Source organism: Streptomyces sp. SL06, from assembly GCF_058244745.1.
Genome location: NZ_JBSYOT010000002.1, coordinates 6,625,797 through 6,639,502 on the forward strand (window position 1 = coordinate 6,625,797; position 13,706 = coordinate 6,639,502).

A 13,706-nucleotide genomic window follows, 5' to 3' on the forward strand; every position below is an offset into this window, starting at 1 on the left:
CGCCGTCGGAGCGGCCCGAAGGGGAGACGCCACGGATGCTGATGCCCGACCCCGCGGTGCTGCGCGGACTCGTCGACGAGTACCGGGCGGCCACGGTGAACGAACCCCCCGACGCCGTGGGCGGACCGGGACCGAGGGTGCGGGACCTGGCGTACACGCTGTGCGTGTCGACCGGCACGCGTGACGTGCGCCAGGCCCTGGAGGCCGCCCGCCACTGGCTCGCGGCCGACCCGGCCCCCGTGCCCGAGAGAGCGGACTGACCCGTAACGAACGTAAAGCGCCCCGGCTGCCCGTATGCCGCGAGACGGCATACGGGCAGCCGCGCGTCCGGACCCGCCGCCGGGCGGGAAGCCCGGGGCCGTGGGCCGGCGCGGTGGGTGGGGGCTGCGGGCGCGAGCCGGGCGCGGTGGCCAAGGGCCGGGGCTGTGGGGTCAGCCGTGGGCTGGGCTTGTGCGCTGTTGCCGCGGGCTGGGGCTGTGGGTCAGCCCGTGGGCTGGGGGGGGCGTGGTCTGGAGTCGCGGGAGGGGGTTGTGGGCCGCGAGTCGGGGTCGGGGCTGTGGGTCGGCCGTGGTCCGGGGCCGTGGTCGCGGGAGGGGGAGTGCGGGGCTGAGCCGTGAGCTGGAGTCGCCGGTCGGGTTGGGGAGCGGGGTCGCGGGGTGGAGCCGGGGCCGTGGGGGGAGCCGGGGTGGGACCGGAGGCCTCGGGGCCGGGACGGGGTGGGCCGCCCGTCGGGTTGGGCCGGGCGGTGTGTGTGCGGGACGGCGGGGCATGCGGGAGTCCGGGAGGGGAGGTTCACATGAACGTACGTGTCATGGCACGTACCGGCCGCGGCCGGGCCCGGCGGGCGGCGAGCGGGTCGGCCGCCGAGGGGGTCGCGCGGGCGGGGCTCACCGCCCTCGGCGTCATCCATCTGCTCGTCGGCGTGCTGGCCCTGCAGATCGCCCTCGGCAGCGGAAACCGGCAGGCCGACCGCGGCGGCGCGCTGGACGAACTGGCGGACCGGCCGTTCGGCGCAGTACTGCTGTGGGCGCTCGGCGTCGGACTCGTCGGCCTGACCCTCTGGCGGCTGTCCGAGGTGCTCTTCGGCGCCGCGGACAAGGACGGCCACACGGCGAGGAAGCGCGTGCCCGCCGCCGTCCTGTGCGTGTTCTACGCCTTCGTCGCCTACTCCGTCCTGGCCTTCGCGGCCGGCTCCGGCGGCAGCGGCAGCGGATCCAGCGACCGGCAGTCCCGGGACGTCACCGCGCGGGTGATGGGGATGCCCGCGGGGCGCTGGTGCGTGGGCGTCGCCGGAGCCGCCGTCGTCGTCGCCGGCGTGGTGCTCGGCGTACAGGCGGCGCGCCGCACCTACCGCCGGCAGATGAGGCTCGGCGCGCTGGGCCCCGCCGCCCGGCGGCTCGTCAACGTCACCGGCGTCGGCGGCGGAGTGGCGCGCGGCCTCGTGTTCGCCGCGGCGGGCGCCTTCGCCGTACGGGCCGCGATCGACTACGAACCCGACCGCGCCAAGGGACTCGACGACACCCTGCGCTCCTTCGCCGACACCCCGCTCGGCCCCTGGCTGCTGGCCTGCGTCGCCGCCGGCCTGGTGCTGTTCGGCGTGTTCTCCTTCGCGCTCGCACGCTGGCGCCGCGTCTGAGCCGCGCGCCAGGGGGAACACGGGGCGAATGAACGAACACGAGATTCCTCCGTCGGACGGACATCCCGTGGACGTCTACCTCGATCTCCTGCGCGTGCGCATGGAGAGCCACGACTACCAGCTGCTGCTCAGCGTGGTGGAACCCGTCCTCCAGGCCATCGACGAGCAACAGATGCCGACCATCGACTTCTCCCTGGACGGCGACAGTGCCGAGGCACTGCCCCAGGAGATCAGGGACGAGGCCGCCCTGGTCATCGCCACCGCCGTGACGGGCCGGCTCGACAACGAGGTCGTCGAGATCAGCACCGACGAGACCGGCCCGGTCCGGGTCGTCACCGACGCCGCCACCGCCTCCGACCCCGAACGCCTCGGCGAGATCGCCGACTACCTCAAGGAACGGCACGTGCAGAACGAGGAACTGCGCGGCATCGCTGAGGCCAGCGGTCTGCCCAGCGACTTCTGACCGTCAGCGCCCCGGCGCCCTGACCGGCACCCCCAGCGGCCGGGCCAGGCCGGTCACCGCCTCGTCCAGACGCTCCAGGTGCCGCAGTACCCGGCCGGTGATGCGGCCGTACCGCGGCACCCCGGCGGCGTCAGGTTCCAGCAGCGAGGCGATGCTCGGCCCGGTCTCCACCTCGGTCCGCGCGTCCTCGTCGGCGACCCGGGCGGCAAGCGCGCCGATGTTGCGCACCGTGCGCCGCACCGCCCCGCGCAGCCGCGGGTCGGCCGCGATCGAGGGGTGGGTCGGCAGCAGCTCGGCCGTCGCCGCCAGGGCCCGCGCGTGATAGGCGCAGGTCTCCAGCAGCGCGACCACGTACTGGGCGTTGTCGCGCCGGGCCCGCAGCGGCGTGATCGGATGGGTGAGCGGCTGGGTGGCGCCCCGCAGATCGCCCAGCGCCTGGTCCAGTTCCCGCGCGGTGTCCAGCAGATCGGCCGCGGGACCGCCACTGAGCTGGTCCACCGCGCCCTCGGTGACGTCGGTGAGCCGCTCCAGCACCGTTTCGAGCAGCTCGTTCGTGCGGCGGTCGGTGCGTATCGGCAGGACGAACGCCGCCGCGACGATCCCGCAGGCCGCGCCGAGCGCCGTCTCCTCCACGCGCAGCACCAGCACCGACAGGCTGTAGGTGTGCAGCAGGGTGTACAGCAGCCCGAGCATCGCGGTGACGAAGAACGACATCAGCGTGTAGGACAGCGGTGCCGTGTAGAACATCGCGAAGATGAGCAGCAGCACGAGAGCGAACGCGGTCCAGGTGTGCTCGCCGACCAGACCGGCCAGCACGATGCCCGCCACGACCCCCAGCACGGTGCCCAGCAGCCGGCGGTAGCCCTTGACCAGGATCTCACCGGTGGAGGCGGTGTTGATGAAGACGATCCAGCAGGTGAGCACCGCCCAGTACCAGCGCTGCGAGGACAGGAACTCCCCGCCGACGATGGCGAGCGAGGACCCCACCGCGACCTGCACCGCGGCCCGCGTCGTGGGCCGCCCGAGCCCGGTCGCCTCCTCCTTCTCCGCGGCCTCGTCACCGGCGTCGATGGCGGCGTCCTCGGCGTCCAGCTCCTCCCGGGAACGGGCCGTCGAGGGCGAGTCGTCCGACTCGTCCTGCGGCCCGTCCAGGGCGATCCTGAGCCCCATCACCGCCCGCGCCGTCTCACCGATGCCGCGGAACACGTCCTGGACGGCCGCCGTCGCCTCGGGCAGGTTCTCCTCGTCGCGGTAGCCGAGGAGCCGGTTGCGCAGATGGGACATCGCGGTGCCGCGCGCCTCGGCGGCCGGCCGCAGCACCAGGGCGCGCAGCGCCCCCAGATCGCGGCGCAGGATCTCCGTGGCCTCGCCGGGCGCCGGTGAGCGGCCCACCGCGGGCGCCGGCGCGCCCGGCAGATGCAGGGTCAGCGTGTTCGCCCGCTCGGCGCTGCGCGCGGTCAGCAGCAGCAGGCCCAGCCGCTCGGCGGAGATCTCGGCGTCCGCGATGCGCCGCTGCACGAGCCGCGCCGTCGACTGGTCCGGAGTGCCCTCCTCCAGCCGGGACTGGATCATCAGGGCCGTCTCGTGCAGGCGCGCGGTGCCGTCGCGCAGCCGCTCCAGCGTCTTGTCGATCTCGCCGGGACCGGCGTCGAGCAGTTCCGTCTGGGTGGCGATCAACTGGGCCAGCCGGGCCCGGAAGGCCTGCCGCAGCCGGAGCAGAATGCCCGTCGGGGTGGCCGGCACGACCGCGAAACGCACCACCGCGCTGCACGCGAACGCCACCGCGACCGAGCCCCACAGACCCGGCAGCCCCGACACCTTCGTGCCGACGAACAGGCAGATGAAGTAGACCTGGAAGCCGATCAGACCCAGCGCCGTACCGCGGTCGCCGAACCGGCGGACGAAGACCGCGCAGAAGATCAGGACGACGAAGAAGGCGTCACCGACGACGACCCGCGAGGTGAGCAGCGCGCTGAGCGACACCGAGGCGAGGGCGACGGGCAGCCCGAGGGCCAGCGTGACGGCCTGCGGGCCGCGCTCCTTCTCCCGGATGGCGAAGGTGGCGACCATCGCCGTCATGGCACCCGCCACCAGGTGCGTGATGTCCGCCCCGGACACGGCGAGCACCGCCAGCGCCAGGGCGATGGCGCCGACCGTCCGCAGGCCCGCCGTCAGCCGCAACAGCCCGGGATCGGACGCGGCGACACGGTCCCGCAGCCGTGCCCGCACCGAGCGCCCCGCCGCCTTCACGCCGCCGTACACTCTCCCGATTCACAGCCGCCGCCCGGCCGGTTCACGCCGAGATCCACTTCTCAGCATGCCATGCCGCGGGCCGGCCCCGGCCCCGGGGTCACAGCTCCGCCCGGCCCGCACCCCCGACCCGCTCCCGCACCTGCTCCGGCGTCAGATAGGCGTCGGTGTACTCGAAGTCCTTCAGCTTGGCCGGCTTGCGGGCCTGGAACCCGGTGCGTACGAAGTCGTCGCCGGCGACGGCGTTGAGCGTCCAGTTGGCCGCCACCCGGGCCTTGGCGACACCCGAGCGCAGCGCCGACCAGTGGTAGCCGCGGGCCACGACCTGGGCGGGCAGGCCCTTGAGTTCGACGCCGAACGGCTTGGAGACCGCGTCGGCGCCGCCGAGGTCGACGACGAAACCCAGGTCCTTGTGGACGTACGGCCGCAGCGGCTGGTTGCGCAGGGTGGCGATGAGGTTCTCGGCGACGTGCCGGCCCTGCCGCGTGGCGTGCTGGGCGGTGGGCGGGCAGACGGCGCCCTCCTCGCCCTTGGCGAGGTCGGGCACGGCGGCGGAGTCGCCGAGCGCGAACACCCCGTCCTGGCCCGGCAGGCACATGTCGGCGGTGACCGCGAGCCGCCCCCTGACCGTCTCCGCGCCCAGCGTGCCGATCAGCGGGCTCGCCACCACACCCGCGGTCCAGATCAGCGTGCGGGTGGGCACCACCCGGCCGTCCGTGAAGGTGACCTCCTCGGGTCCCGCCTTGGCGATGGACACGCCCAGGGAGATCTCGATGCCGCGCCGGGTGAGGACCTGCTGCGCGTCGCGGCCGAGCTTGTCGCCCAGCTCGGGCATCAACTTCGGCGCGATGTCGATGAGATGCCACTTGATCAGGTTCGGGTCGAGCCGGGTGTAGCGCTTGACCGCCGCGTGCGTCAGCCGTTGCAGACAGGCCGCGGTCTCGGTGCCCGCGTAACCGCCGCCGACCACCACGAACTGCAGCCGGGAGGCGCGCTCGGCCGGGTCCTGGCTGGAGTCGGCGAGATCGAGCTGCGAGATGACGTGGTCGCGGATGTACGCGGCCTCCGCCAGTGTCTTCATGCCGAACGCGTGGTCGGTCAGACCCGGGATGTCGAAGGTGCGGGTGATGCTTCCGGGGGCCAGCACGATGTAGTCGTACGGCTCGTCGGCGATCTCGTCGGTGATGGTGCGCACCACGCAGACCTTGGCCTTGAGGTCCACCCCGATCGCACCGCCCGGGATGATCCGGGTGCGGTAGCGGCTGCTGCGGCGCAGGGAGAGCGCGATCGACTGGGGCGTGAGCACCCCGGAGGCGACGTGCGGCAGCAGCGGCAGATAGAGCTGGTAGGAGAACGGCGTCACCAGGGTGACGTCGGCCTCGCCGGGCGAGAGCCTGCGCTCCAGACGACGGACGCACTCCACGCCGGCGAAACCTGCGCCGACCACCAGGATCCTGGGTCGTGTCACGGTGTTCATCCCTTTCTGCGGCTTCGGGCGCTCCGCCGCGAACGCCTTCCGCCTGCCCGTGGATCGCCGCTTCGCACCTTGTCGATCCCACCGCCCGCCCGGCGGTTCGGCCAGCCGGACGCGGCAGGCGGGCGACACCCGCCGGTCCCCGCCGTGCCCAGGCCCGCCCCGGGAGTCAGCCCGAACCGCGCAGATGGCACAGCAGCAGGCACACGTCGTCGTCGCGCTCGGAGTCGCTGAGCAGCGGGCGCAGGATCCCGTCCGCCGAACCCTCCAGGTCCGCCTCCAGCTCCGCCGGGCCGAACGCCCCGAGGGCCGCGGCCAGCCGCGCGATGCCCGGGTCTATGCCCCGGGCCCGCCGCTCCACCAGACCGTCCGTGTACAGCGCGAGCGTGGAACCCGGCGCCAGCCGCACCGTGTGGTCGGCGATCACCTGCCGGAGCGGGATGCCGAGCATCGCACCGGGCTTGGCGTCCAGGATCCGGACCCGTCCGTCCGGGGTACGCAGCACCGGCGGCGGATGGCCCGCGGCGGCCCACGTCATGACCGGGTCGTCGGGGTGGAAGCGCGCGATGACGGCGGTGGCGAACAGGTCGGGCTGGAGGTGGTGCAGGAAGATGTGCAGCCGGGTCAGGATGCGGCCGGGACTGCCGCCGTCCACGGCGTAGGCCCGCAGCGCGGTGCGCAGCTGGCTCATCATCACGGCCGCCCGCAGCCCGTGCCCGGTGACGTCGCCGACCACGGCGATGACGCCGCCGTCGGGCTGGCGGAACGCGTCGTACCAGTCGCCGCCGATGTTCAGCCCGTGGGTGGCCGGCAGATAGCGCGCGGCCAGGGCGAGCCCCGGCGGGGCGGGCAGCTCCGTCAGCAGGGCCCGCTGGAGGGTCTCGGCGATGTCCCGGTTGTGCTGGTAGCGCTGGGCGTGGTCGATCGCGATGCTGGCCCGCCGGGTCAGCTCGATCAGCATCACCGCGTCGTCCGGGTCCCAGCGCTCCCCGGGCGACGACAGGGTCACCACGCCCAACGGCGCCTGCCGCGTGGGCAGCGGGATGCACAGCAGGGGGTGGTCCGGGTCCAGCGCCGAGGGCGGCTGGTCGTCGACGCCGGGCAGACCGCCCGGGTGCGCGGCGGCGTACTGCGGCCGTCCGGTGCGGGCCGCGACCACGGCGGCGGCCGGATGCGCGGGGCTGCGCCGTTCGCCCTCCTGGTCGAACAGCCAGAACGTCGATGCTCGACGCGTACTCGGGCACCAGCAGCTCCGGCAGCCGGCGCACGATCTCGTGGTGGTCGAGCGAGGCCGTCAGCACCGCGCTCGCGTCCGCCAGGAAGGTCAGCCTGCGCCGGGCGTTCTCCGCCTCCGTACGGGCCTTGCGCTCGGCGGCGAACGTCTCCCGCTGGGCCCGCCCGGCGGCGTCCAGCTCGGCGTGCAGCGCCACGACGCCCTGGTTCGTCTGCTGCAGTTCCTCCCGGTGGAACTCGACCAGGTCCTCCTGCTCGGCGAGCCGGTCGAGCACCAGGGCCGTGTCCTCGTCGGCCCCCAGCAGGGCCTGCGCCAGCCCGGCCGGGTCGCCGGGATCCTCCGCCACCGCGTCCGCGTCGGCGGCCGGAGCCGTCTCCGGGCAGGGCACCGTGACCCGCCACGGCTGGCCGGCGGCAGCGGCGTCGTGCGACGGCGTCAGCACCGCGTGCAGCACACTCTCCCCGGCCTCGGACGCGGCGCGGGAGACGGCCGCCCCCGTCTCCACGGTGAGCAGCCAGGTGCCGCCCTTGGCCAGGCACAGCCGCAACTGCGTGCCGAGCAGGGCCGCCAGCCGCGTGCGCTCCAGGGGCGGCACCCCGTGGGCCGCGGCCAGCCGGGCGGTGGCCACGCGCGCCCGCGCCGCGTCGGTGACGTCGGTGATCTGCCAGGTTCGGGTCATGGGCGGTCCGCCGGGGTCGGGATCAGGACGGCGACGGCGGTGTCGTCGCGTACCGGGCGGGCCGGGCTGCTGGCGTCACGGAGCGTGACGGCTGCGGTGACCGCCGGGTCGGCCCCGGTACGGCAGGTGTCGGCCGTCGGCGTCCAGCGGCTCGGCAGACCGTCGCTGTGCAGGACCAGCACCCGGCCGTCGGCCCAGACCGCCTCCTCCTCGCGCAGGGTCGTGGGCCGGTGGGTGCCGACGATGCCGGGGCGCGACACCAGGTGCCGCCAGGTGCCGCCCTCGCACAGCCGCGCCCCGATGTTGCCGACCCCGGCGAACCGGAGGGCCGCCGTGCGCGTGTCGACCTGGGCCACCGCGACGGCCGCGCCGCGGGTCCTGGACAGCGCCGCGTCCAGCCGCCGCAGCGCCTCGGCGGGCGGGAGGTGGGCCGAGGCGCGCACCGCCTCCACGGCGGCGGTCGAGGCGCGGGCCGCCTCCGGGCCGTGCCCCAGCCCGTCGGCCAGCATCAGCGTGACCAGGTCCCCGGCCCGCACCCAGGCCCAGGCGTCGCCCGAGTACTCCGCCCCGCCGAACGGGACGTTCACCGCGCCGGCCCGCACCCGCCCCGCCGGACCCCGCTCGCCGGCGGAGCCGCCGGGCACCGCGCCGACCCGGGCGACCACCACCGTGCCCCGCCCGGGGACGCTGTGCAGGTCGAAGTCGTCGGCGAGACGCGCACAGGTGCCGAGACCGGCACCGAGGGAGCGCGTGGTGGTGAAGCCGTCACGCAGGGCCTCGGACACGTCGGCGATGCCGGGCCCGTGGTCGACCGTGGCGACCTGCACGAGCAGGACCCCCTCCCAGCCGGGCCCGAGAACGGTCGGGGCGACGACGTCGACCAGGACCCGGCCGCCCCCGGCGTGCTTGAGCAGATTGGTGGCCAGCTCGGTCGCCACCAGCGCCGCGGCGGCGGTCCGCCGCTCGTCCAGCCCCGCCAGGGCCGCCGCGTGCTCCGCGGCCACCCTGGCGTCCCGCACCCGGGTCGAGTCGTGCACCGGGACGTCCCACACGCGTGGCATCAGGACTCCTCACGAGGGCGCGGCGGCCGGCTCACCCAGGAGGTCACCCGTACGGTCGTGCCGTCGCCCGGGGCGCTCTCGATCGCGAACTCGTGCACCAGGCGCCGCGCGCCGCCCAGCCCGAGGCCCAGGCCGTCACCGGAGGTGAAACCGTCGCTGAGCGCCTGCTCCAGGTCCGCGATGCCCGGTCCCTCGTCGCTGAAGGTGAGCCGCAGCCCCGGCGATCCCCCCTCGACCAGGGGTTCGGCCTCCATCGTTCCGCCCCCGCCGTACACGAGCGTGTTGCGGGCCAGTTCGCTGGCCGCCGTGACCAGCTTGGTCTGGTCCACCAGTCCGAAGCCGACCTGGGCGGCCGCCTGCCGCACATGCTGTCGCACCCACACCAGATCCATGTCCGAACGGATCGGCAGGCGGGCCTTGGAACCCGCGGCAGTGTGCATCACGGACTCTCCTGGCGCAGGCCGCCGAAGCGGGACGACGGTGCCTGCTGCCCGAGCAGCTCCATGGCCACCTCGGTACTGAGCGCGGTGTGCACGCCCGGCAGCGTCAGGCCCAGCTCCACCAGGGTGATGGCGACCGCCGGCCGCATGCCGACCAGCACGGTGCGCGCGGCCAGCAGCCCGGTCTGCCCGGCGATCTCCGCCAGGACGCGGCCGAGGAAGGAGTCGACGATCTCCACGCCCGAGACGTCGATGATCACCCCGGTGGCCCCGCTGCCCACGATGGTCTCGGCGAGATCCTGCTGCAACTGCTGCGCCGAGCTGTCGTGCAGGTCGCCCTGGAGGGTGACCAGGAGGACATCCCCGAGCCGCAGCACCGGAACCCGGCCCCACACGGGACCCCCGGGGGGTCCCGCGAACACCTCGCTCACCGCGCGACCGGGCCGTTCACGACGGGGTTCACGATGCCGACGCCGAGCTGGTGCAGCACGTATCCCAGCGCGTCGGCCAGGCTCGCGCGCGTCACCACGGTGCCGAGGTCGAGGCCGAGGTGGACCATGGTCTGCGCGATCGCGGGCCGGATACCGGAGACGATGCACTCGGCGCCCATCAGCCGGGCCGCCGCGACCGTCTTCATCAGGTGCTGGGCGACCAGCGAGTCGACCGTCGGGACACCGGTGATGTCCAGGATCGCGTACCGCGCCTGCTGCTCCACGACGGACTCGAGCAGGGTCTCCATCACCACCTGGCTACGGGCGCTGTCCAGGGTGCCGATCAGCGGAACGGCCACGATGCCGTCCCACAGCTTGATGACCGGGGTGGCCACCTCCAGCAGTTGCAGCCGCTGACGGTCTATGAGCGCCTGGCCCTCGCTGAGCGCCGTCTGCATCACCACCACCCGCAGGGTGCCCATCAGCACACTCAGCGTGGTGACACAGTCCCGGGTGTGCTCCGCCGAGGCGTCCGCCAGGTCGGACAGGAACAGGTTCTCGACGGGCGGACGCAGCGCGGCCAGTTCGCTCGACACCTGCGCGGTGCTCAGGCCGGCGCGGGAGCGGGCCGCGCCCATCCGCGCCAACTGCTCGCGCACCGTGGTGAATCCGGCGGCGTCCGGGTCCTCGACCCGGGCCGCGTCCGCGACGTGGGCCAGCGCGTCCACCACCGACTTGCCCGCCTCGACCGCCTCGTCGCGCGAGACGGTGAACACGGCCCGGAACAACGGCTCGTCCGCCCAGCGCTGGGCGATCTGCTCACGGCGCAGCCGCAGAAAGTCCCTGACCTCGCGCGTCGGCGACCCCGCCGTGTCCTGCGCCTGTTCCGGCACCTGTTCCACTCCTCATCCGCGTTGTGCCGCACACCCCCCAGGAGGCGACGTGACGGCGACGTGACTTTGCCGGGCGACAACTGTAGCCACCCGCCGACCTGCCGCGGCACCTGCTTCCGCACGACCGGTCCGGATGAGCGGCGGGGCGCAGGCATGCTCAGGCGTCCGGCACCTGCGGTCCCCCCGGCTGCGCGTCCACGCGGGCGAGCGCCTCCTCGACACTCGCCGAGACCGGCACCGTGATGCTCACCCCCGTCAGGTCCAGGACGCGCAGCACCGCGGGGGCGGGCGAGATGATGTGCACACTCCCCGGCAGCTCACGTGCCTCCTGGTAGACCCGCAGGATGATGTTCATGCCGGACGAGTCCATGAACGGGACGTCCGACAGATCCAGCAGGAAGTGCCGTCGTCCGTGATGGAGCTGGTTGGCCAGATGATGCTGGAACTCGGTCGCGGTGTCGACGTCCAGGTAACCCTCCACCTTGAGCAGCGCGACATCCTCCCGGGGCAGCGTCACCTCGACGGACAACGGGTTCTGGGCTATGGGCACGTGTACCTCCAACAACGCGGCGGCGCGGCGGACCGACACGGCCCACCGCGCCGGGCGGTTACCCCCGATTCCCGTCCCCATGCCTGCCCGCCGCGGCCCGGTCCGCACGCCCTGCGTCACCCGACCCGGATGCCCACCAGACACGTGTCGTCGTCCGTGTCCGACCTGCTGTAGGTGAGCAGCCGGTCCAGATGCTGGTCCAGGGTGACCGGCGTCGGCCGCACCGTGCTCAGCAACTGCGCCAGCGCCTCCTCCACCGAGCGGTCACGGCGCTCGATCAGACCGTCGGTGTACATCAGCAGCGTGTCCTCGCCGGCCAGCTGCACCTCGGACTCCTCGTACGCGGCCTCCGCCACCGCCCCCAGCAGCATGCCCCTGACCAGCGGCAGCGGCTCCGCGTCCGCGCCCCGGACCAGCACAGGCGGCAGATGGCCCGCCCTCGCCCAGCGCAGCGTACGCCGGGCCGGGTCGTACAGACCGCACACCGCGGTCGCGGTGACCCCGCCCGTCAGATGGTGCGCCACGATGTTGAGCCACGACAGCAACTGGCCCGGCCCGGCCCCGGTCACCGCGAGGCCGCGCAGCGCGTTGCGCAGCACCACCATGCTGGTCGCCGCCTCCATGCCGTGCCCGGCCACGTCCCCGACGCACAGCAGCACCAGCCCGTTCGGCAGCATCACGGCGTCGTACCAGTCGCCGCCCACCAACTGCTCCGTCTCCGCCGGCCGGTACCGCACGGCCACCTGGAGGTCCGGCACCTTGAGCGGGGTCTGGGCGGGCGGCATGATGGCGTGCTGCAACTGCAGGGTCAGCCGGTTGCGTTCGATGGCCTGCTGCTCGGTGTGCGCCAGTTGGTCGCGCGTCGCGGCGAGCGCCACCTCCGTCCAGTGCTGGGCCGAGATGTCCTGGTAGGCGCCCCGTACGACGAGAAGGCGGTCGTCGGTGTCCAGGACCGGTTCGGCCACCACGCGGACGTGCCGGGTCACCCCGTCGGGCCGCTGGAGCCGGAAGGCCGCCGACGCCGGCCGCCGGTGGTGCAGCAGCGTGCGCAAGAACCGTCCGATGGGGACGGCGTCGTCCGGGTGGGCGTGGGCGGTCAGCTCCTCCAGCGGCACCGCGGCGCTGGTCCGCGGCCGCCCGTACAGGTCGAACAGCTGCTCGTTCCAGGTGATCTCGCCGGTCAGCAAATTCTCCTCGAAACCGCCGATGCGGCCGAGCCGCTGGGCGTGCTGGAGCAGGCTGGCCAGCCTCGCCGTCTCGTCCTCGATGCGCCAGATGAGCAGGACGGCGTTGCCGTGCCGGCTGACGCTGATGTCCGCGACCGCCGACAGCGACACCTGGTCCACCAGCGAGGTCAGATTCATCCGCCGGGCCCGGAACGGCTCGCCCGTGGCGTACACCCGCTCCACGTTCTGGAACAGCTCGCTGTCCCCGGCGGCCATCGGGTACGCCTCCAGCAGCAGCGCGCCGCCCACGACGGCGCGCGGCCGTCCGGCCGGATCCAGGAAGCGCTTGTTCACGTGCTGGATGCGGAAGTCCGCCAGGTGACCGTCGGCGTCCAGGTGCGGCACCAGGACCAGCGCGGGGTCGTACAGTCCGTCCGCCAGGTCCATCAGCTCCACCGCGTCCGGCAGCACCCGGGGCTCCTGCCCGGCGCCGTGCGGCGGCGTGTACGACTCCAGCGTGTGCGCGCACAGCTCCGCGAGGGCCTCCACCTGCCGGACCACCTGGGGCGGCTGCGGGGCCAGCGGCACCGGCCAGGCGATCTCCAGTACGCCGTGGAGGCGGCCCCCGGTACCGGCGGGCACGGCGACCCTGCCGCCGTCCGGGTACTGGTGCCGGCCCACGCTGGGCAGCCCCGTGTCCGCCAGGGACGTGATCCACTGGCCCGCCCGCTCGGTCAGCCCGCGCCGGGCCACCGTCGCCACGTCCGGCGGTACATAGCGCCAGCGGGTGGCCTCGGCCGGGGAGAACCCCGCGCTGCCGGCCAGGGTGAGCGATCCGTCGTATCCGGCCGCCCAGACGGCCACGGCGACCGCGCCGAGCGGGCGCAACGCCTGCTCCAGCAGCGCGTCGGCGACGGCCTGGGTGTCGTTCGCGGCCAGCGCGCCGCTCTCGGCGGCCCGCAGACGCACGGCGGCCGACCCGGACACCGGCTCCGCGGCCGGCGCGCCGTCCGTGTCGTCCTCCGGGGAGGTGGCCCGCGCGGCGGCGGTCGCCGCGAGGAACGCGTCCGTCACCTCCGACATCCGGTCCCGGGCGGCCTGGTTGATGACGTCGACCGCGAACTCCAGCAGCGTCGCCCGGGACTGCTCGGCCAGCTCGGCGAGCTGCCGGGCGGCCTGCGCCGGACCGCACCCGAGCCGCGCCACCAGGACGCCCTTGGCCAGCTCGATCAGGGCCCGGCCCTCGGCCTCCGCCTGGGCGGCCCGCACCTCGCGGCCGAGCCGGTCCACCGTGGCCGCCAGCCTGCCCACGGGCGACAGCGGGGTCATCGCGCGCAGGCCGGCGCCCGGAGCGTCGACCGCGCCGTGCGGTTCGCGTGACTGCTCGGACGTGTTCACGATCGGGACGCTCCTGGGCCGGGGGCCGGCG

11 protein-coding genes and 1 pseudogene are annotated in these 13,706 nt (G+C 74.3%); 3 read left to right on the top strand and 9 right to left on the bottom strand.

The genetic code is table 11. The features are described 5' to 3' along the window. Positions 1–35 precede the first annotated feature (35 nt). The 3 genes from AC4IHM_RS30440 to AC4IHM_RS30450 all read left to right on the top strand — a co-directional run bounded on the left by AC4IHM_RS30440 (position 36) and on the right by AC4IHM_RS30450 (position 2,099). Positions 36–260, top strand: a complete 225-nt coding sequence (locus AC4IHM_RS30440; RefSeq protein WP_490870177.1) for a DUF5133 domain-containing protein — start codon at positions 36–38, stop codon at positions 258–260. A 536-nt stretch (positions 261–796) separates the two neighbouring features. Continuing rightward, on the top strand, positions 797–1,636 hold the full coding sequence (locus AC4IHM_RS30445) for a DUF1206 domain-containing protein (RefSeq protein ID WP_490870178.1): 840 nt from the start codon (positions 797–799) through the stop codon (positions 1,634–1,636). Positions 1,637–1,664: 28 nt separating this feature from the next. Then, positions 1,665–2,099 (top strand): hypothetical protein, encoded by a 435-nt coding sequence (locus AC4IHM_RS30450; protein WP_490870179.1) that lies wholly within the window; start codon positions 1,665–1,667, stop codon positions 2,097–2,099. A 3-nt stretch (positions 2,100–2,102) separates the two neighbouring features. Here AC4IHM_RS30450 and AC4IHM_RS30455 read toward each other — a convergent pair whose 3' ends face one another. The 9 genes and pseudogenes from AC4IHM_RS30455 to AC4IHM_RS30495 form a co-directional block, all read right to left on the bottom strand. Next, positions 2,103–4,349, bottom strand: coding sequence for an FUSC family protein (locus AC4IHM_RS30455; protein WP_490870986.1), 2,247 nt, complete (start codon positions 4,347–4,349; stop codon positions 2,103–2,105). Between the two features lie 100 nt (positions 4,350–4,449). Continuing rightward, a complete protein-coding gene (locus AC4IHM_RS30460; RefSeq protein WP_490870180.1) occupies positions 4,450–5,826 on the bottom strand; it encodes an NAD(P)/FAD-dependent oxidoreductase in 1,377 nt (458 codons plus the stop codon). 166 nt (positions 5,827–5,992) lie between these two features. Beyond that, a pseudogene (locus AC4IHM_RS30465) lies at positions 5,993–7,736 on the bottom strand (PP2C family protein-serine/threonine phosphatase). Then, positions 7,733–8,797, bottom strand: a complete 1,065-nt coding sequence (locus AC4IHM_RS30470; RefSeq protein WP_490870181.1) for an ATP-binding SpoIIE family protein phosphatase — start codon at positions 8,795–8,797, stop codon at positions 7,733–7,735. Before AC4IHM_RS30470 ends, AC4IHM_RS30465 begins: the two are co-directional and overlap by 4 nt. Then, positions 8,797–9,237: an anti-sigma regulatory factor gene (locus AC4IHM_RS30475; RefSeq protein ID WP_490870182.1), complete on the bottom strand. Its 441-nt coding sequence runs from the start codon at positions 9,235–9,237 to the stop codon at positions 8,797–8,799. Before AC4IHM_RS30475 ends, AC4IHM_RS30470 begins: the two co-directional genes overlap by 1 nt. Next, positions 9,237–9,668 (bottom strand): STAS domain-containing protein, encoded by a 432-nt coding sequence (locus tag AC4IHM_RS30480; RefSeq protein ID WP_490870183.1) that lies wholly within the window; start codon positions 9,666–9,668, stop codon positions 9,237–9,239. The genes AC4IHM_RS30475 and AC4IHM_RS30480 overlap by 1 nt, the downstream gene beginning before the upstream one ends. Further along, positions 9,665–10,561: an STAS domain-containing protein gene (locus tag AC4IHM_RS30485; RefSeq protein WP_490870184.1), complete on the bottom strand. Its 897-nt coding sequence runs from the start codon at positions 10,559–10,561 to the stop codon at positions 9,665–9,667. The genes AC4IHM_RS30480 and AC4IHM_RS30485 overlap by 4 nt, the downstream gene beginning before the upstream one ends. 157 nt (positions 10,562–10,718) lie before the next feature. After that, positions 10,719–11,111, bottom strand: a complete 393-nt coding sequence (locus AC4IHM_RS30490) for an STAS domain-containing protein (protein WP_490870185.1) — start codon at positions 11,109–11,111, stop codon at positions 10,719–10,721. 116 nt (positions 11,112–11,227) lie between these two features. Continuing rightward, a complete protein-coding gene (locus AC4IHM_RS30495) occupies positions 11,228–13,675 on the bottom strand; it encodes a SpoIIE family protein phosphatase (RefSeq protein ID WP_490870186.1) in 2,448 nt (815 codons plus the stop codon). Between the last annotated feature and the right edge of the window lie 31 nt (positions 13,676–13,706).